The sequence below is a fragment of the Abiotrophia sp. genome, from assembly GCF_057275535.1.
Map to the genome: position 1 here is coordinate 1 of NZ_DBHIRJ010000010.1, position 19,664 is coordinate 19,664.

Consider the following 19,664-nt stretch of genomic DNA (forward strand, 5'->3'; position numbering starts at 1 on the left):
GCACAAACTCGATGGAACCATCTGCTTGGATGGTGTAGACCCCTTCGCCGATGACGGTCTTAGTGGTGGTGCCGTCTTCGAAGGTCATTGGCACCGTATCATCCATTGGCACAGCAGAAGCACCTGGCGTGAAGACTGGCTTACCAGATTGTTTGTAACCTTGCGCACCAGTTGAAGTGGCTGGCGTGCTAGTTGGCGTTACCTTGGTCACAGTTGGGGTGTAAGTCGCGGTGACTGGCGTACCGTTCTTATCGACACGTTTAACTGTCACTGGATCTGGACTGCCCACGAATTGTTTGTCTGGCGTGAAGGTGATAGAGCCATCTGGGTTGATAGAGTAGTCACCTACACCTGGCACTGACTTAGTCGTAGAACCATCTTCGAAGGTCATTGGCACGGTGTCATCCATTGGCACTTCAGGGTTACCAGGCGTGAAGACTGGACTGCCTGATTGTGGTTGACCTTGCAGACCAGTTGAAGTCGCTGGCGTGCTGGTTGGCGTTACCTTGGTCACAGTTGGCGTGTAAGTTGCGGTGACTGGCGTACCGTTCTTGTCGACACGTTTCACTGTTACTGGGTCTGGCGTCCCAACGAATTGTTTTTCAGGAGTGAAGGTAATAGAACCATCTGGGTTGATAGAGTATTCACCTACGCCTGGGACTGATTTAGTGCTTGAGCCATCTTCAAAGGTCATTGGCACTGTGTCATCCATTGGAACTGCTGGATCACCTGGGGTGAAGACTGGGCTGCCTGATTGAGGTAAGCCTTGAGCGCCTGTTGAAGTCGCTGGCGTGCTGGTTGGGGTTACCTTAGTCACAGTTGGCGTGTAAGTTGCGGTGACTGGCGTACCATTCTTATCTACACGTTTCACTGTTACTGGGTCTGGTGTCCCTACGTATTGTTTGTCTGGCGTGAAGGTGATAGAGCCATCTGGGTTGATAGAGTAGTCACCCACACCTGGGACTGACTTAGTCGTAGAACCATCTTCGAAGGTCATTGGAACGGTGTCATCCATTGGGACTTCTGGCGCCCCTTCTTTGAAGACTGGACTGCCAGTTTGTGGTTGACCTTGTAGACCGGTCGAAGTAGCTGGCGTGCTGGTTGGGGTGACGCGCGTCACTTCTACTTGGTAGTCAGCGGTCACTGGGGTGCCGTTCTTATCAACACGTTTGACTCTTACAGGATCTGGTTTGCCTACAAATTGTTTGTCTGGTGTGAAAGTGATGGAACCATCTGGGTTGATGGTGTAAACACCCACACCCGAAACTGACTTAGTACTTGAACCATCTTCGAAGGTCATTGGCACCGTGTCATCCATTGGCACTTCAGGGTTACCTGGGGTGAAAGTTGGCGTACCGGTTTGTGGTTGACCTTGAAGGCCAGTTGAGCTGACATCCTCAGAAGTTGGCGTTACCTTGGTCACCGTCGGCGTATAAGTTGCGGTCACTTCCGTACCATTTTTATCGACACGTTTGACGACTACTGCCGCAGGAGTTCCGACATATTGTTTATCTGGCGTGAAGGTAATGGTGCCATCTGAGTTGATAGCATATTCACCTACGCCTGGGACGGACTTCGTGGTCTTACCATCTTCAAAAGTCATTGGACTATCCAGATCAATCGGCACAGCCGGATCCCCTGGGGTAAAGACTGGGTTGCCGGTTTGGGCCAGACCTTGCGGACCAGTTGAAGTAGCCGGGCTGCTGGTTGGCGTTACCTTAGTCACCGTCGGTGTGTATGTTGCGGTGACTTCCGTACCGTTCTTATCGACACGTTTAAGGGTGACTGGGGCTGGTGTCCCAACATACTGCTTGTCTGGGGTAAAGGTAATGGAACCATCTGGGTTGATGGTGTAGACACCAACGTTTGGTACAGTCTTGGTGCTTGAGCCATCCTCAAAGGTCATTGGCTTAGCATCATCAAGTGGTACTAATGGATCACCTTCGGTGAAAGTTGGTGTGCCCTTTTGTGGTTGGCCTTGAACGCCGTTCGATGTAGCGTCAGTACTTGTTGGCGTCACCTTGGTCACAGTTGGCGTATATTGAGCCGTCACTTCCGTTCCGTTCTTGTCAACACGCTTAACAGTGACTGGAGCTGGTGTCCCGACATATTGCTTGTCTGGGGTAAAGGTGACAGAGCCATCTGGGTTAATGGAGTATTCACCTACACCAGGTACAGTCTTAGTAGGTTGACCGTCTTCGAAGGTCATTGGGCTATCCAAGTCGATTGGTACTGCTGGATCGCCAGGTGTAAAGACTGGGGTACCGGTTTGAGGAATGCCCTGAACGCCGTTTGATGTAGCGTCAGTGCTTGTTGGCGTTACCTTGGTCACAGTTGGCGTATATTGAGCCGTCACTTCCGTACCGTTCTTGTCAACACGTTTAACAGTAACTGGGGCCGGTGTTCCGACATATTGCTTGTCTGGTGTGAAAGTAATCGAACCATCTGGGTTGATGGTATAGACACCAACACCTGGCACTGTCTTGGTTGGCTGACCATCGTCAAAAGTCATTGGGCTATCCAAGTCGATTGGCACGGCTGAGTCACCTGGCGTGAAGACTGGGGTCCCTGTTTGTGGAACACCCTGAACACCGTTCGATGTGGCGTCAGTGCTTGTTGGAGTCACTTTCGTTACCGTTGGCGTGTACTTAGCGGTCACTTCCGTCCCGTTCTTATCCACACGTTTTACGACTACAGGATCTGGTGTTCCCACATATTGTTTCTCTGGTGTGAAGGTAATAGAGCCATCTGACTCAATGACATAGGTCCCGACATTTGGCACTTTCTTGGTACTTGAGCCATCCTCAAAGGTCATTGGCTTGGTATCATCAAGCGGCACTAATGGATCACCCTCGGTGAAAGTTGGCGTGCCCTTTTGTGGTTGGCCTTGAACACCGTTCGATGTGGCGTCAGTGCTTGTTGGCGTCACTTTGGTCACAGTTGGCGTGTACTTCGCGGTCACTTCCGTACCGTTCTTGTCCACACGTTTTACGACTACAGGAGCTGGCGTCCCAACATATTGCTTGTCCGGTGTGAAAGTGATGGAACCATCTGGGTTGATGGAGTAAACACCGACACCTGGCACCGTCTTGGTTGGCTGTCCGTCTTCAAAGGTCATTGGGCTGTCCAAATCAATTGGCACGGCTGAGTCACCTGGCGTGAAGACTGGGGTCCCTGTTTGTGGAACACCCTGAACACCGTTCGATGTGGCATCAGTACTTGTTGGTGTGACCTTGGTCACAGTTGGCGTGTACTTCGCGGTCACTTCAGTACCGTTCTTGTCAACGCGTTTGACTACAACTGGGTCTGGTGTTCCAACATATTGTTTCTCTGGCGTGAAGGTAATCGTACCATCTGATTCAATGACATAGGTCCCAACATTTGGCACCTTCTTGGTGCTTGAGCCATCCTCGAAGGTCATTGGCTTAGCGTCATCAAGTGGTACCAACGGATCACCTTCGGTGAATGTTGGCTTGCCCTTTTGTGGCTGGCCTTGAACTCCAGTTGACTCTGCGTTGGTACTTGTTGGCGTCACTTTGGTCACAGTTGGCGTGTATTGAGCGGTCACTTCAGTCCCGTTCTTGTCCACACGTTTGACCACAACTGGATCTGGCGTCCCAACATATTGTTTCTCTGGTGTGAAGGTGATGGAACCATCTGGGTTGATGGAGTAAACACCGACACCCGGCACCGTCTTAGTTGCTTGGCCATCTTCAAAAGTCATTGGACTATCTAAATCGATTGGCACGGCTGAGTCACCTGGTGTGAAGACTGGGGTCCCTGTTTGTGGAACACCCTGAACGCCGTTTGATGTGGCATCAGTGCTGGTTGGCGTCACTTTTGTTACGGTTGGCGTGTACTTAGCGGTAACTTCAGTACCGTTCTTGTCCACACGTTTTACGACTACTGGATCTGGCGTCCCAACATATTGTTTCTCTGGTGTGAAGGTAATAGATCCATCAGACTCAATGACATAGGTCCCGACATTCGGTACCTTCTTAGTGCTTGAACCATCTTCGAAGGTCATTGGTTTGGTGTCATCAAGTGGCACCAATGGATCACCCTCGGTGAAAGTTGGTGTGCCCTTTTGTGGCTGACCTTGAACACCGTTCGAAGTGGCATCAGTGCTTGTTGGGGTTACTTTAGTTACAGTTGGCGTGTACTTCGCATTCACTTCAGTCCCATTCTTGTCAACACGTTTTACAACTACAGGATCTGGTGTTCCAACGTATTGCTTGTCTGGCGTGAAGGTAATCGTCCCATCTGATTCAATGACGTAGGTCCCAACATTTGGAACTTTCTTGGTGCTTGAACCGTCTTCGAAAGTCATCGGTTTAGTATCGTCCAGCGGCACCAACGGATCACCTTCGGTGAATGTTGGCTTGCCCTTTTGTGGCTGGCCTTGAACGCCAGTCGACTCTGCGTTGGTGCTTGTTGGAGTCACTTTCGTTACCGTTGGCGTGTATTGAGCGGTCACTTCCGTCCCATTCTTGTCCACACGTTTTACGACTACAGGAGCTGGGGTCCCAACATATTGCTTGTCCGGTGTGAAAGTGATGGTACCATCTGGGTTGATGGAGTAAACACCGACACCAGGCACAGTCTTAGTTGGCTGCCCATCTTCAAAGGTCATTGGACTATCCAAGTCGATTGGTACAGCATCGTCACCTGGTGTGAAGACTGGCGTCCCTGTTTGTGGTTGGCCTTGAACACCGTTCGATGTGGCATCAGTGCTAGTTGGCGTCACTTTCGTTACGGTTGGCGTGTACTTCGCAGTCACTTCAGTCCCATTCTTGTCAACACGTTTTACAACTACTGGATCTGGCGTCCCAACATATTGTTTCTCTGGTGTGAAGGTGATGGTACCATCTGGGTTAATGGTGTAGACACCAACACCTTGCACGGTCTTAGTTGGCTGTCCGTCTTCAAAGGTCATTGGGCTGTCCAAATCAATCGGCACTGCTGAGTCACCTGGCGTGAAAACAGGGGTCCCTGTTTGTGGAACGCCTTGAACACCGTTCGAAGTGGCATCAGTGCTTGTTGGGGTTACTTTAGTTACAGTTGGCGTGTACTTAGCAGTCACTTCCGTCCCGTTCTTATCGACGCGTTTAACAGTGACTGGCGCTGGTGTCCCAACATATTGTTTGTCTGGTGTAAAGGTGACAGAACCATCTGGGTTGATGGTATAGACCCCGACACCTGGCACCGTCTTAGTTGGCTGGCCATCTTCAAAAGTCATTGGACTATCCAAGTCGATTGGCACAGCATCATCACCTGGTGTGAAGACTGGTGTCCCTGTTTGTGGTTGGCCTTGAACACCGTTCGATGTGGCATCAGTACTAGTTGGCGTTACCTTAGTTACGGTTGGTGTGTACTTCGCAGTCACTTCAGTCCCATTCTTGTCAACACGTTTTACAACTACAGGATCTGGGGTCCCAACATACTGTTTCTCTGGTGTGAAGGTAATCGTCCCATCTGATTCAATGACGTAGGTCCCAACATTTGGAACTTTCTTAGTACTTGTGCCATCCTCGAAGGTCATTGGCTTGGCATCATCAAGCGGCACTAATGGATCACCCTCGGTGAATGTTGGCTTGCCCTTTTGCGGCTGACCTTGTAGGCCTTCCGAGGTCGCATTGGTGCTTGTTGGGGTTACTTTGGTCACCGTTGGCGTATAAGTAGCCGTCACTTCGGTCCCGTTCACATCCACACGTTTGACGGTTACTGGAGCTGGGGTCCCGACATATTGTTTCTCAGGCGTGAAAGTAATGGAGCCATCTGAGTTGATGGTGTAGACCCCGACACCTTGCACGGTCTTAGTTGGCTGACCGTCTTCGAAGGTCATTGGCTTGCTATCATCAAGCGGAACCGCAGGATCTCCCGCTGTAAAGGTTGGCTTGCCAGACTGTGCTTGACCTTGCAGACCAGTTGAGCTGTCGTTGGTGCTAGTTGGCGTTACCTTAGTCACCGTTGGCTGGTAACGTGCTCGGTGGGCTTTGCCATCCGCGTCCATGACTTGAACGACCACTGGATCAGGTGTCCCAAAAAAGCTCTTGTTAGGCTTGAAGGTCACTTGACCAGTGTTTGGATCCAATTCATAGGTCCCCACTTGCTGACCATTGGCCATGGCAGGCACCGAATTGCCTACTAGAGGCTGACCACTAGCATCTACAAAGCTAGCAGGACGAGTCGCATCTGGTGTGACGACTGCCGCATTCGCATCATCATCGTTAAAGACTAGGGTTTTATTTTGTTCCAAGCCTTGGAGGCCATTTGACTCATAGTTTGGAATTTTCCGAACGGTTGGCACATAACGGCCGTCCATATTGTTGAGAATGTCATTCTTATTTGGATCTGCTGCATCACTAGACTGCCAATTAGTCGAGCTACCGTTGCTATCCTTCCAACGAATATTAATACCATCGGCTGTTCCTGAAAAATCAGCAGTCGGCGTAAAGGTCACTTGGACATCACTGCCATTGTGGGTGACCACGTAAGTCCCTTCAGGTCGCACATAAGTATTGCCATTAGTTGGAGTCAGCACATTGCCTTGATTATCCAAGACTTGAGGTGCTTGCGTACTCATGACCGTCTTAATTGTGTCGTCTGAGCGGTCTGTCCCCTTAGGGGTAAAGTGGAGGCTGGCTGTCTGAGTTTGGCCGGTAAAACCATCCGAGCTTTGCTTTTCACCTTGAGGTGGATAGATACGGTGCAGGAGCATGTCTTCGACTTCCCCACTGAAGGCAAAGCCCGTTGGTTTATCAATATCACCTGCATTGGTTGCAATCCGAAGCCGCATCCCTAACTGGTTAACGGTCCCCCCTGATAAACCTGGGATAGCATTAAAGCTCAAGGTATGGTCGCCAGCTGCTGTAATGGTCTTGATGACACTACCTTCATTGTCTTCAAAAATCCCATTCTGGTTGAAGTCAATCCAGGCCTTAACATGTGCCTGTGGATTCCCATTAGGACTGGCCTTAATCTTGAGTTTGTAGGTCCCATTTTGAGCCTTGCTTAGATCAAGTAGGTCATTAGAGTTAGCCAATTGCTCATCCGTCAATAACTGGCTAGCCCCCTCGTCCGCTAATTCCTTACGATCGTCAAAGGTCCAATCATTGGCCGTATCAACGTCAATATCGGCAGGCGTTGTTCCCAAGTATGGTTGGTTAATGGTGGCATTGGTCAAAGAATCCCGTGATGAAACCGTATGGAAGGCTTCGCCATAACTGTCTGGAGCATCACTACCATCGACTACTAAGAAGCCCATCATCATGGCTTGTTGGCCGGAAGAGGCCACATAGAAACCAACTTCTGAAGCCCCACGCGTCATCACGACTGGTACCGTACGTTGGTTGGAGAGGTTAGGCCCAAAGACTTGGGTGCCTAAACCACCTGTCACTGTATCTGGACTTAGGTATTTATCCCAGTCTACGCTCTTATCGCGTAGAATTAAGAGGTTTCGGCGCTTATTATCATCCTCTACCATTTTCTTGGTGATGACAGTATAAGGCTCTTTGGCAGCTGTTCCATTTTTCCATTCACCTAGGTATTCCCAGCCAGCCCCGTTGGTCGTGAAGATCGCAAATTCACCAGGGTTAGCATCTTCCCCATCGGCCATAACAACCGATGGCTTAACCTGTTTGCCACGGTAGGTCGCTTCAATATTGAACTTTACTCCCCAGTTGGTGGAGTTTTCTGGTAAGACAATCTGAGTCTTGCGTCCCTGGGTATTAAAGCCTTGGCCCTGGATGGTTGTCCATTGGTTTTGAATAGCCCCCTTGACAGAAGGTGCTACGCGTCCATATTGTGGCGCTGATTTTAGGAAATCGTTCTTGGCATCTGGATTGTAGGTCCCGGCAGAGGCCGTCCCTTCCACCCGTTTCTTATAGATTTCGGTAGAGTTAAAGGGCTTTAGCTCGGTGACGGTCAAGGTCACTTCATAACCAGGTGAGATTTCTTTCTTATAGATGGTCCCTACTTGAAGGCCGCCACTAGCGTCCAAATTCTTCCAACTAGCATTGTCGGAGAAATCAAGCCAGGTAATTTGCTTGGCTAATTGAACGCTCTTCTTGCGCTCGGACTCTTCCCAGGTTGGTTTGGCTACGCGTGGCACAGAGGTCGCGTCATCCGCCCCTGCAGGACCAGTCCCAGGGGTAATACCCGTTGCCCCGCTATCACGGAAACCTGTCCCTTGAGGGATGGGTTGACCTTGGTTAGTAGCTCGTGGCATAGAAGCTGTACTTGGCTTAGGCACTGGCTTGACCGCATAACCCGGAGTCCGTCTGGCTGGTTTGTTAGCCTCAGCTGGACTTTCGGCATTTGCAGTTGGGTCAGCTACTTCTTCTGCCTTCTTATCTACTTCTTGACTAGCTTGGCTTTCTTTTTCTTCTTGGCTAGTTGCTGACTCAACTTCTGAGCTTTGACTAGCGCTCGACTCAGCTACCTGGCTTTCTGGCGCTAGCGTCTCAGCACTGGCTACTTCACTGGCTGATGTGGCTGGCACTTCTAGGCTAGCCTCGGTACTGGTGGCATTGGACACTTCTTGCGCCGTTACCACAGGACCGTTAGCAAAATAAATCCCGAAAGCTACCGCAACAGAAGCCGCACCAAAGCTATACTTCTTAATCCCGTAGCGGGTGATTTTTTCGCCTTTACGTTGTTCGTTCATCAGCTTATTACGTTTACTGAACATTCACATTCGTCCTTCCAATCTTTTGGTATCAAAACAGGTCTATTGTCATCAGTATGTTTTGCACTTTCTCTGGAGAAGAAAACTGATTTGGAAAAGTGTTTCCATTAGGGTTAGGGACCGATTTTGTCACGTAGATAATTATAATACAGCCGGAACTAAAATGCATCACTTTTTTTGTATTTACGCCCCAAGATTATAGATAATTTCTATAGCGAAGATTCAGTAAAAAATATCTAAATTTCACATATAATCCACGACAATTAGCCTCTTACTATCGCAAGCTTTGGCTTTTTCACTGGTCAAAAGACACAAAAAGACCGAGATCCAGTCTCGGTCTTTCGTCTTCTTAGTCTAGATTGCTGAAGCCTTCGCCAAGTAAATTGGTCTCAGGCGACACATTCCAGATGCTTTCGGCGTAACGCAAGATGGTGTAATCTGACGAGAATTTGCCGGAATAGGCAATGTTGGTCAGGGCACGTTTTGCCCATTCCTTAGGCTCTTGATAGAGCTTGTCAGCAGCTATTTGCGCTTCATAGAAGCTTGGGTAGTCTTGCAAGAGGAAGTATTCATCGTTGTAGAGGACCAAGGAATCGAAGATCTCGCGCCCTTCGGCTTCGATATTAGGGATAGTTCCGTCAATGAAGGCATTGAGCACACGCTTAATCTGTGGATTTTCCTCATAGATGCCCCGTGAGTAGTAGTTATTAGCCTCACGCAATTGTTGGACCTCGTCGGCCGTCATGCCAAAGAGGAAGATGTTATCGTCACCGACTAGGTCATAGATTTCAACGTTGGCACCGTCCAAGGTCGCCATGGTTAAGGCCCCGTTAGCCATTAACTTCATGTTAGAAGTCCCGGACGCTTCCTTACCCGCCAAGGAAATTTGTTCCGATAAGTTAGCAGCAGGAATAATCAATTCGGCTAGGGAAACCCCATAGTTTTCGACGAAGACAATCTTGATCTTATCCCCAATGGCTGGGTCATTGTTGACCAAATTAGCCAACTCATTAATAATCTTGATGACAGACTTGGCATAGTGGTAGCTTGGTGCCGCCTTGGCCCCGAAAATGAAGACCCGTTTAGCAAAGTCAGCCTTAGGATTCTCCTTGAGAGTCAAGTAGCGATCTACAATATGCATGACTTGCAGGAGTTGGCGCTTGTAGGCATGGAGTCGCTTGATTTGCACGTCGAATAAGGCAGTCGGATCAATGTCTAGCTTCATCTCTTCCTTAACGAAACGAGCAAAGCGTTCCTTGTTGGATAGCTTGACTTCTTGTAGTTTTTCTAATACCTCACCATTGTCACGGAAGGCTTGGAGAATGTTCATTTCCCGTGGCTTGAAGCGCCAGCGGTTGCCAATGTATTGGTCGAGGACCTTGCTGAGGCCTTCATTGGCTAGCTGGACCCAACGGCGGTGAGTCACCCCATTGGTCTTGTTGTTGAAGCGGAATGGATAGATTGTCTTGAAATCCCGCAAGGTGTAGTGTTCCAAAATCTCGGTATGAAGCTTGGCTACCCCGTTAACACTGTGGCTGGCAATAATGGCCAGGTTAGCCATGAGCACTTGGTCCCCGTCGATTGGTGCTGTACGGTGGGCTAGTTCCGCCCCGTAGAGGGCTGTCTTGTTAACCAAGTGACGGCGGTTGATTTCATAGATAATCTGCATAATCCGTGGCAAGAGGCCTTCAATCATGTAGATTGGCCAACGTTCCATGGCTTCCGCCAAGATAGTGTGGTTGGTGTAGGAAGTTGATTTCTTAACGATGTTCCAAGCTTGCCCCCAAGTCAGGCTCTCTTCATCGACCAGAATCCGCATCAATTCTGGAATACAGAGGGTTGGGTGGGTATCGTTAATGTGGATAGCCACCTTATCTGGGAAAACGCTCCAAGGCAAGCCGAGGGTCTTGAAGTAGCGGACAATACTTTGAATCCCGGCTGAGCACATGAAGTATTCTTGCTTAAGACGCAAGAGACGGCCTTCGTAGTTAGAGTCATCCGGATAGAGCACTTCCGTGATCTCTTGAATTTCCTTGCGTTGCTCAGGGGTCGTGAAATAAGACTCGTGGCCTGGCGGAATTTCGGCCGTGAAGAGACGTAGGTTATTGACCACATCGTTACGATAGCCGATTTGTGGTGTATCGTAAGGCACCGCCAAAACATCAAAAGTATTTTCATAGACTGGCTTCAAGTCCCCAAATTTATTAGGTTCCAACCAGACATTGCCGCCAAAGCGAACAATAACGGACTTGGATTCCTTGCGGACTTCCCAGGAGTTAGGGTTACGCAACCAGTTTTCTGGCAATTCAATTTGGTAACCATCGATGAATTTTTGCTTGAAGAGCCCATAACGGTAGCGAATACCGCAACCATTACCTGGCACGCCGGTGGCCGCCATGGAATCCATGAAGCAAGAAGCCAAACGACCCAAGCCTCCGTTCCCCAGGGCTGGATCGACTTCCGCAGCCGCTACGGCTTCAAAGTCTAGGCCCAATTCTTCTAGGGCCGTCCGAGCCGTGTCTAACAAGTCTAAATTAAGTAAATAGCGTTTGAGCTGACGACCTGGCAAGAACTCCATGGAGAAGTAGAAGACTTGCTTCTGCTTACTATCCAGTTTTCCTTGGTTGTAGTGGACCCATTTGTCAGTATAGATAGAGCGTAATAATTGGCCTAAGGCTTGGAATTGTTCGGTGGTGCTACCAGAGGTATAAGGCACGGCGAACATGTCTTCAAACTTCTTCTTATAGGCGTCTTTGAATGCATCGACCTTCATTGATTTCCTCCTTAATCAGTAGGGCATAAGCCCAAGAAAGAGACACAAGCATAAGGCTTGGTCTCTTCTGAGCTAACTATTATTGAACTAGCGAATGGTAGAGGGCTAGGTATTCTTGGGTTGGCCCGGTCCAAGAGAAGTCTCGGGTCATGGCCTGCTCTACCAATTGCTTGTGAGCGCCAGGCCGGTTATAGTAGACATCTAGCGCATAGTAGATGGTTTGGAGCATAGTCCAACCGTCGAAACGATTGAAGGAATAACCTGTCCCCTCCCCAGTGTATTGGTTATAAGGTTGAACGGTGTCACGCAAGCCCCCTGTCTCATGGACAATTGGCAAGGTCCCATAGCGCATGGCCATAAGTTGTGACAGACCGCAAGGCTCGAAGGCACTTGGCATCAAGAAGAAGTCACAGCTGGCATAGATTTGTTGGGCTAGCCCCAAGTCAAAGGTAATGAGACTCTTCATCTTGTCAGGATAACGTGACTCGAAGTAACGGAAGGAGTGCTCGAATTGCGGCTCCCCAGTCCCTAAGAGGACTACCTGAACTTCTGCCTGTAGTAATTCTTCCATGCGTTCTTCCACTAACTGGAAGCCCTTCTGGTCGGTCAAGCGAGAGACCATACCAATCATGGCCACATCTGGATTGACCGGCAAGCCTAAGCGTTCTTGTAAGGCCGCCTTGTTAGCTGCCTTACCACTTAAGTCAGAGACATTAAAGTGATGAGGAATGAGTGGATCTGTCTCAGGGTTATTGAGGTCATAGTCAATACCGTTAATAATCCCACTTAATTTCCATTCGTTGTACTTGAGGACCCCTTCTAGGTTCTCACCAAAGGCCTGGGTAGTAATCTCATGGGCATAAGTTGGACTAACCGTAGTAATCCGGTCAGAAAAGTTAATGCCGCCCTTGAGATAGTTGACCCGGTCATAGTACTTAACCCCATCTTCGGTATAGACATTATAGCCGGTCCCGAAGACTTGGCCCAGGATGACTGGATCATAGATCCCTTGGAAACGTAGGTTGTGAATGGTCAAGACCTTGCGGATATGACGCAAGCGGTCTTTCCAGTGATAACGGTCCACCAGGAGCACGGGCACCATCGCCGTATGCCAATCATTACAGTGAATAATGTCTGGAATCCAGTCAATGACTTCCAGCATCTCAATAATAGCCGTTGAGAAGTAGCCGAAACGTTCGCCATCATCCCATTGGCCATAGAGGGCTGGCCGGTCAAAGTAAGCCAAGTTGTCGATGAAGTAGTACTTAACCCCATCCATCTCCAAATACTTAATGCCACAGTAGACATTCCGACCGCCTAATTGGAAGCGAAAATGGGCAATTTCTTGGATTTGGTCCTTGTATTGCTGCGGTGTTTGGGTGTAGTAAGGCAAGACCACCCGAATATCCACGCCCTGTTTAGCTAATTCCTTAGGCAAGGCATAGGCAACGTCGCCTAGTCCACCCGTCTTGAAAAAAGGTGCCGCTTCTGCGGAAGCAAATAATACTTTCATAGTTGCTCCTTTATTCTGCTGGAATGACAGTGTTCTTACTAATCACGACCACATTGTCAGGTGTCCCAATGACGTGAGCGCCTGGTTCAACGATACAGCCCTTGTCCAGGATGGCGTATTCAACACGTGCCCCATCGCCAATCTTGGTTCCTTGTAGGATGATGGATTCCTTGACACGTGCCCCTTCCGATACATGTACCTTACGGGAAATGAGTGAGCGTTCCACCTTACCTGCTAGGTAAGAACCAGAGGCCACCACGGATGAACGCACATCAGAACTTGGCGCATAGTAGGACGGTACCCCATTCTTGGTCTTAGTCAAGATTGGTTGGCTTGAGTAGAACAAGGAAGTGAAGTTTTGACGGTCTAACATGTCCATATTAGCCTTGTAGTAACGTTGAATAGAGTCAATGTTGGCCATATAGCCTGTATACTTGTATGGGTTGACGGTGTAGTCTAAGAGATAGTGTTGAATCAATTCATCCACTTCCATGTAGATTTCTTCGTCAACCGCCCGGTCAATGATATCGTTGAGGGTCTTAACACTGAGGAAGTACATGCTGAGGGAAGCATCTACCTTCTCTTCCTCCCCTAAATCACCGTACTCAACCAATCCCTTGACTTGGCGGTTGGCATCGAATTTAAGGGCACGAGATTTAGGGTTTTGATCGCCTAATTTTTCTTTGTCTAATTGTTTGAAGATAAGGGTAATATCCTTACCTTCAGCCACATGGTGGCGGAAGACGCCGCGGATATCCACGTTAGCAATAATCTTAGATCCGGCTACAAAGACGTACTCAGCCTTAGCCCGAGACATGAAGACCCGATGGTTGTAGTAGTAATCTTCGTAGAGGTTTTCTTGGTGGTGGCGGAGCTTCCAGTTCTGTTGAGAGAAGGTGAAAATCCCACCTGATACTTGAGAATCCAAGTCCCAAGCTGCCCCAGAACGGATGTGGTCATAGATTGAACGACCAGATTCAGCGATGAAGAGGGCTACTGAATCAATTTCCGCATGGCAAATGCTGGACAAGGCGAAGTCAATCACCCGATAACGGTCAGCAAATGGTAAGGCGGCAATGGGCCGGTTTTGGGTCAATGGTTTTAATAATTGATCATCTTCGGTCAAATTGAGAATCGCACATAACTTATTCTTCACCATCATTTTTTGGTCCTCCTACTACTTCAGCATATCCTACAGTGGCAATTTGGTCTGGGGTCCCGATGACACTTGCCCCGTCCGCAATCACGGCTTGTTCACCGATAATAGCATATTCAACGCGACAGCCTTTACCGATGGTGGCACTGGACATGACCACAGAATGGTCAACCTGGCTATTAGGCCCTACCTTGACATCACGCGACAAGAGGGAGTTGTCCACTTGGCCGGCAATGTAACAGCCATCCACAACTAGCGAGTGCTTAATTTGCGCGTCCTCTGTTAAGAATTGTGGTGGGGTCACAGGGTTGGAGGTATAAATCCGCCAAGTATCCTCACTAATGTTGAGTGGATGTTCTGGGTCCAAGAATTCCATGTTAGCTTCCCAGAGAGATTCGATGGTACCCACGTCTTTCCAGTAGCCTTCAAATGAGTAAGCAAAGCAGTTTTCAGCATTGCTAAGGTAGGCTGGAATAACGTTCTTACCGAAGTCTTCCATCTCGCGATTCTTAGCTTGGTCTTCCACTAAGTAGCGACGCAAGGTTTCCCAATTGAAGATATAGATCCCCATGGATGCTAGGTTGCTCTTAGGTTGCGCTGGCTTTTCTTCGAACTCGATGATACGACCATTTTGGTCTGTGTTCATAATCCCGAAACGAGACGCTTCTTTCATCGGCACTGGGATAACCCCAACGGTCAAGCTTGCCTTGTTCTTAATGTGGTCTTCTAACATGGCTGCATAGTCCATCTTGTAGATGTGGTCACCTGATAGAATGAGGACATACTTAGGATCTAAGGAATCAATATAGCTGATGTTTTGGTAGATAGCGTTAGCTGTCCCCTTGAACCATTTTTCGCCATCTGAGCTAGAGTAAGGTTGGAGGATGGTAGCCCCACCTGAACGGCTAGTTAAGCCCCAGGCTGCCCCTTTTCCAATGTGTTCGTTAAGCTCTAAAGGTTGATACTGGGTTACAACCCCAATATTCTTAATCCCAGAGTTGGCGCAGTTACTTAAAGCAAAGTCAATAATGCGGTATTTCCCTCCAAAGGGAACGGCTGGCTTAGCCGTTTGTTTGGTTAAGACACCCAGACGGGTCCCTTGACCACCGGCTAAAATCATCGCGATCATATCTTGTTTCATATACACACATGCGAAACTAGCTGACTCACTCGGCGTAAGAAGTCAGTTAATTTCATCTCCTTTCTTAGCTTTTATTTAGCGCCGTAAATACGTTTGGGTTTGATATAGAGCACACCCAGACTAGGAACTATTGTGACAATGGAGTATGGTTGTCCATCATGAGGCACTTCTTCAGTTTTCATGACCGGTAGATTCTCGGTCCACCGTCCGCCAAACTCTTGCATTTGTGAGTTGAGCAGGACTTCGTACTCTCCTTTATAAGGCACCCCAATTCGGTATTCCTGACGTTCAACTGGGATAAAGTTCAAGGCGATGATCAAGAAATCACGCTTGGCCTTACCCTGTCGCATCATGGTCAGGACAGCCTGTTCCACATTGTCAGCATCTAGGACGGTCAGACCTGCTGGCTCAGTATCATAATAATGCAGGGCCTTGTAGTCCTTACCGATGTGATTGAGGGTCTTCATATAGTGTTGGTACTCACGGTTGAACTCGAAACTCAAGTCCTTCCATTCCAACTCGGAGTAGTAACGCCATTCTAAGTATTGGCCTAGCTCGTTGCCCATAAAGTGCAGCTTCTTACCAGGCTGGGCCATCATGTAACCATGCAGTAGACGCAAGGTCTCAAACTGGGTTTCGCGGCTGCCAGGAATCTTGTCTAAGAGCGACTTCTTACCATGAACCACTTCGTCATGAGAAAATGGCAGGACATAACGTTCATTGTATTGGTACATAAAGACGAAGGTAATTAAACGGAAATTATGTGGTCGGTAGTAAGGATCGGTCTCGAAGAAACGCAGGGTATCATTCATCCAGCCCATATTCCATTTGTAGTCAAAGCCCAAGCCCCCTTCTGAAACAGCATGGGTGATGCCCTTCCAGTCGGTACTTTCTTCCGCAATCATGAGGACATGCGGCAGGTGATCTTTAATTGTGGTATTGAGTTTTTGGAGGAAGGCCACCCCTTGGCGGTTGTGGTTGCTGCCGTCTTCGTTAGGCGTCCAAGGTCCTTGGTCAAAGTCCAAGTAAAGCATGTTGGACACGGCATCCACCCGCAAACCATCCAAGTGACATTCCTTAAGCCAGAACATGGCGTTAGAAATGAGGAAGCTTTGGACTTGGTTCTTACCCAAGTCGAAGTTGAGCGTCCCCCAGCCCACATTGTTAGCGCGGTTGACGTCTTGATATTCGAAGGTTGGCGTCCCGTCATAGTAAGCCAAGGCATTGGCATTACGACAGAAGTGACCAGGCACCCAGTCCATGATGACCCCGATGCCCGCTTGGTGGGCTTGGTTAACGAAGTCCTTGAACTCTTCCAAGGTCCCGTAGCGGCCACAAACCGCATAGTAACCGGTAATCTGATAACCCCAAGAAGCATCCAGCGGATGATCCATGAGTGGCATCATTTCAATATGGGTATAGCCCATTTCCTTAACATAAGGAATCAGGCTGTCTGCCAGTTCCGCAAAGGTATAGGTGCGGCCGTCAGGGTGGCGACGCCAAGAACTGGCGTGCACTTCATAAATGTTGAGAGGCGAATGAACGCTATTTTTACGCCATTGCTGGTTCATCCAGACCTGGTCAGACCATTCAAAGTCTTCCAAGCCCCAGACAACCGTGGCATCCTTAGGCGCAATCTCAAAGTTAAAACCAAAGGGATCAATCTTATATTCGATATGACCATTACCATGGTCAATCCCAACCTTGTAACACTGACTCCGTTCGGCTCCTTCAATAATGCCTGCCCAAACCCCAGCTTCAATATGGCTAAGAGGCTCATTCTGCCAGTGATTAAAATCACCTAGAATATAGACATTGGCGGCATGAGGGGCCCAAATTGCGAAGCGATAACCCGTCACTCCATCTTGGTCCACCTTGTGACAGCCCAAAAATTGGTAGGCTGCTTCATGGTTGCCATGGTTGAAATGATAGATGTGTTCCGAAAGTTGCTCTTGTAATGCTGCGACAGTCATGCTATCCCTCCCTTTGTTATTTCATACATTTATTATAGCACTGAAAGCGTTTCATGTAAACGCATACGACTAGACAATTTGATATTTTATTTACCTGAAAATATCGTACAAAACATTACCGTCGACATATTGATGGAAATTAAGCTTGAGCGCCGATAAAATGGTTGGCGCATGATCAATCAACCTGCCCGACTCTACTGCATGCCCAACCTTAACATCTGGCCCGTGGTAAAAGGCCGTTGTCGCATAGTGATTGCGCGCTGGATGATAGCCGTGGGTGGCATGTAGGAGCTTGGCATCCGAAGTTGGATTATCCACTGATTCTTGGAAATCACCCGCTAAATCATCTAAGAAATAGTAGCCTTTTTTGGCTTCAATCATGAAGAGGCAGTTAGGGTCTGCTCCGAAGTCAGCCGCTTCTTGAGCTGTGTAAACTGTCTCAATCATAGGCATCATGGGCCGTAAAGTGTCTAAAATTTCTTTGACCGTTATCTTAGCGCCCGGCTTGCGATAGATGTAGGCACAGCCATCTGCGCCCTTGCAATAAACTTGCCAAGACTTGATGGTGCCGTCACGCCCCAGCGTTTGCCAACCCGATTGGCGACTGAGTAGGTGGTTAGGTCGCACCAAGGTATGGGTGTTAAGTTGGTAGTGGTCCCCCACCAAGACGAAGAGGCAGTCTTCCCACTGACCCATGTCTTCTAAAAGTTGAATAATACGCCCCAAGCGACCATCGAAGTCGATAATAGCCTGCTTGGCTTGTTCCGAATTAACCCCGTAGTAGTGGCGCATGCTATCCAGCTGCAAGAAGTGCGCCGTCACGAAATCGGGATTGTAATCACGAATGGTATCTAGCAAGACTCCTTCTAGGAAATAATCCAGAGCTGGTTGCTGAATGCCGTCCCGTTTGTGACCATGGCGGGCTTCCATTTTGAGCAAGAAAGGAATGCTGGAAGCAGCTAGTGACACCATTGCCTGATTCTGCCAAGGACGGTTGGGAATAATTTCCGCTAAATTATAGTCGATGGACTTGTTGCGCCCCATGACCGGCCAGAGCAAGGAAGCCGTCTTATAGCCGGCCCGCTTGAAGACATCATAGAGGGTTTCGCCTTGGACTTCCTTGGCATACCAGTGCCAGTCAGGACTGTGGCGCTCTGGCTGAATCTTAGTATTGTTGACAATTTGGTGATGCAGAGGCAACAAGCCCGTCATAATACTGGTGTGAGCCACATAGGTCAGTGAAGGATAGGTCGATTGGACCTTCTTAACCCAAGTCCCCTTGTCTAAGAGACGCTTAAAGTTAGGTAATTTACTCGCAAAGGCAACATCCTCATAGCCAAATGCGTCAAAAGAGATTAAATATACTTTTCGTTTTTCCATATAACCAGCTCCAGTTCCTAGTCTTTCGATTATCCTGTGCCTAGTCTAAATTTTACTCAATTTTATCAGACTTACTCAGCTTTTTCCACAAAAAGCCATAAGTTACCCCATCATTTTTATGTAATCATTCGTCTTTTTTATGAAAAAGCTAAGCTGCACTCATTCTCATTATACACCCAAACAAGAAAAAATACTCTAGAGCATCTGATTTTAAGCAAGAAACTTTAGACCACTTTAGCAAGCAAAATACCCTGACTTCACTTAAGAGAAGTCAGGGTATTTTGCTTAAAATCTGGACCTACAAGTCATAGTGAATGGCCTCTCTGTAAGTCTCATAAATCTGACGGTTCTTGTCATCCCCGCCATCCAAATTTGCTGAGTAAAAGATAGGTAGAGGACTCAATCCTGATTGGGCTAAGTTCCGACTCACTTCTACTACTAGATGGTTAAGAATACAGGCGCCAATCACCGTTGAACTAGGTCCTACCGGCTGCTCGATACCCGGAAGCTGGCAAGCCCCATCGCCAATATGGCCGTGATTATCTAGCACTAGGTCTGCCACATCACACAAGCGTTGGCCACTGGGATGGCGACTCTTAGTTGCTAGGGAATAGGTGAGATTGGTCAAAGCTATGACATAGACACCCTTTTCTTTGGCTGCTAGGGCTAAGTCCACAGCAACCGGATTTCGCCCCGAGACCGAATGGACGATTAGAAGATCACCCGCCTTAAAGGGTGTTTTCTTGGCCAATAGCTGGCCATAGCCCGCTAGACGCTCCATTCGGCTAGTGGCACTAATCGGCCGCGTATCTAGCATTAGCTCCCTCCCAAAGATGGGGTTGATCGATACTAAGCCACCTGCTCGGTAGAACATTTCTTCAGCCAAGATCCCGGCATGGCTAGCACCAAAGACGAAAATCGCTTGTTTCTTCTTAATTGCCTCTGACAAAATCTCTACCGCCTGGGCCAGACTCTTAGCCTCCTGCTCCTCGACCTTGCTTAGAATCTCCCTAATTCTTTGGAAATAGGCAAACACTTT

At 48.5% G+C, this 19,664-nt stretch carries 8 protein-coding genes; all 8 read right to left on the reverse strand.

The features are described from left to right. Window positions 1-8,692, reverse strand: an 8,692-nt coding sequence (locus tag ACO53F_RS08120) for a CshA/CshB family fibrillar adhesin-related protein (protein WP_485138029.1), incomplete at its 3' end; no start/stop codon positions are given. A 346-nt stretch (window positions 8,693-9,038) separates the two neighbouring features. Beyond that, window positions 9,039-11,462 (reverse strand): glycogen/starch/alpha-glucan phosphorylase, encoded by a 2,424-nt coding sequence (locus ACO53F_RS08125; protein WP_485138030.1) that lies wholly within the window; start codon window positions 11,460-11,462, stop codon window positions 9,039-9,041. Between the two features lie 79 nt (window positions 11,463-11,541). Continuing rightward, entirely contained in the window at window positions 11,542-12,975 is a 1,434-nt protein-coding gene (gene glgA, locus ACO53F_RS08130; protein ID WP_485138031.1) for a glycogen synthase GlgA, read from the reverse strand. 10 nt (window positions 12,976-12,985) lie between these two features. Beyond that, window positions 12,986-14,137 (reverse strand): glucose-1-phosphate adenylyltransferase subunit GlgD, encoded by a 1,152-nt coding sequence (glgD, locus tag ACO53F_RS08135; protein WP_485138032.1) that lies wholly within the window; start codon window positions 14,135-14,137, stop codon window positions 12,986-12,988. After that, complete coding sequence (locus tag ACO53F_RS08140; RefSeq protein WP_485138033.1) at window positions 14,121-15,272, reverse strand: glucose-1-phosphate adenylyltransferase; 1,152 nt, start codon at window positions 15,270-15,272, stop codon at window positions 14,121-14,123. Before ACO53F_RS08140 ends, glgD begins: the two co-directional genes overlap by 17 nt. Window positions 15,273-15,343: 71 nt before the next feature. Further along, window positions 15,344-17,245: a 1,4-alpha-glucan branching protein GlgB gene (gene glgB, locus ACO53F_RS08145; RefSeq protein WP_485138034.1), complete on the reverse strand. Its 1,902-nt coding sequence runs from the start codon at window positions 17,243-17,245 to the stop codon at window positions 15,344-15,346. A 90-nt stretch (window positions 17,246-17,335) separates the two neighbouring features. Further along, entirely contained in the window at window positions 17,336-18,625 is a 1,290-nt protein-coding gene (locus ACO53F_RS08150) for an alkaline phosphatase family protein (RefSeq protein WP_485138035.1), read from the reverse strand. Window positions 18,626-18,923: 298 nt separating this feature from the next. After that, on the reverse strand, window positions 18,924-19,661 hold the full coding sequence (locus ACO53F_RS08155) for an SIS domain-containing protein (RefSeq protein ID WP_485138036.1): 738 nt from the start codon (window positions 19,659-19,661) through the stop codon (window positions 18,924-18,926). Between the last annotated feature and the right edge of the window lie 3 nt (window positions 19,662-19,664).

Bases quoted from the DNA above. Each gene is read 5' to 3' on its own strand.
- glgD (WP_485138032.1), bottom strand. From the start codon at position 14,137: ATGATGGTGAAGAATAAGTTATGTGCGATTCTCAATTTGACCGAAGAT.
- ACO53F_RS08140 (WP_485138033.1), bottom strand. From the start codon at position 15,272: ATGAAACAAGATATGATCGCGATGATTTTAGCCGGTGGTCAAGGGACC.
- ACO53F_RS08150 (WP_485138035.1), bottom strand. From the start codon at position 18,625: ATGGAAAAACGAAAAGTATATTTAATCTCTTTTGACGCATTTGGCTAT.
- glgB (WP_485138034.1), bottom strand. From the start codon at position 17,245: ATGACTGTCGCAGCATTACAAGAGCAACTTTCGGAACACATCTATCAT.
- glgA (WP_485138031.1), bottom strand. From the start codon at position 12,975: ATGAAAGTATTATTTGCTTCCGCAGAAGCGGCACCTTTTTTCAAGACG.
- ACO53F_RS08125 (WP_485138030.1), bottom strand. From the start codon at position 11,462: ATGAAGGTCGATGCATTCAAAGACGCCTATAAGAAGAAGTTTGAAGAC.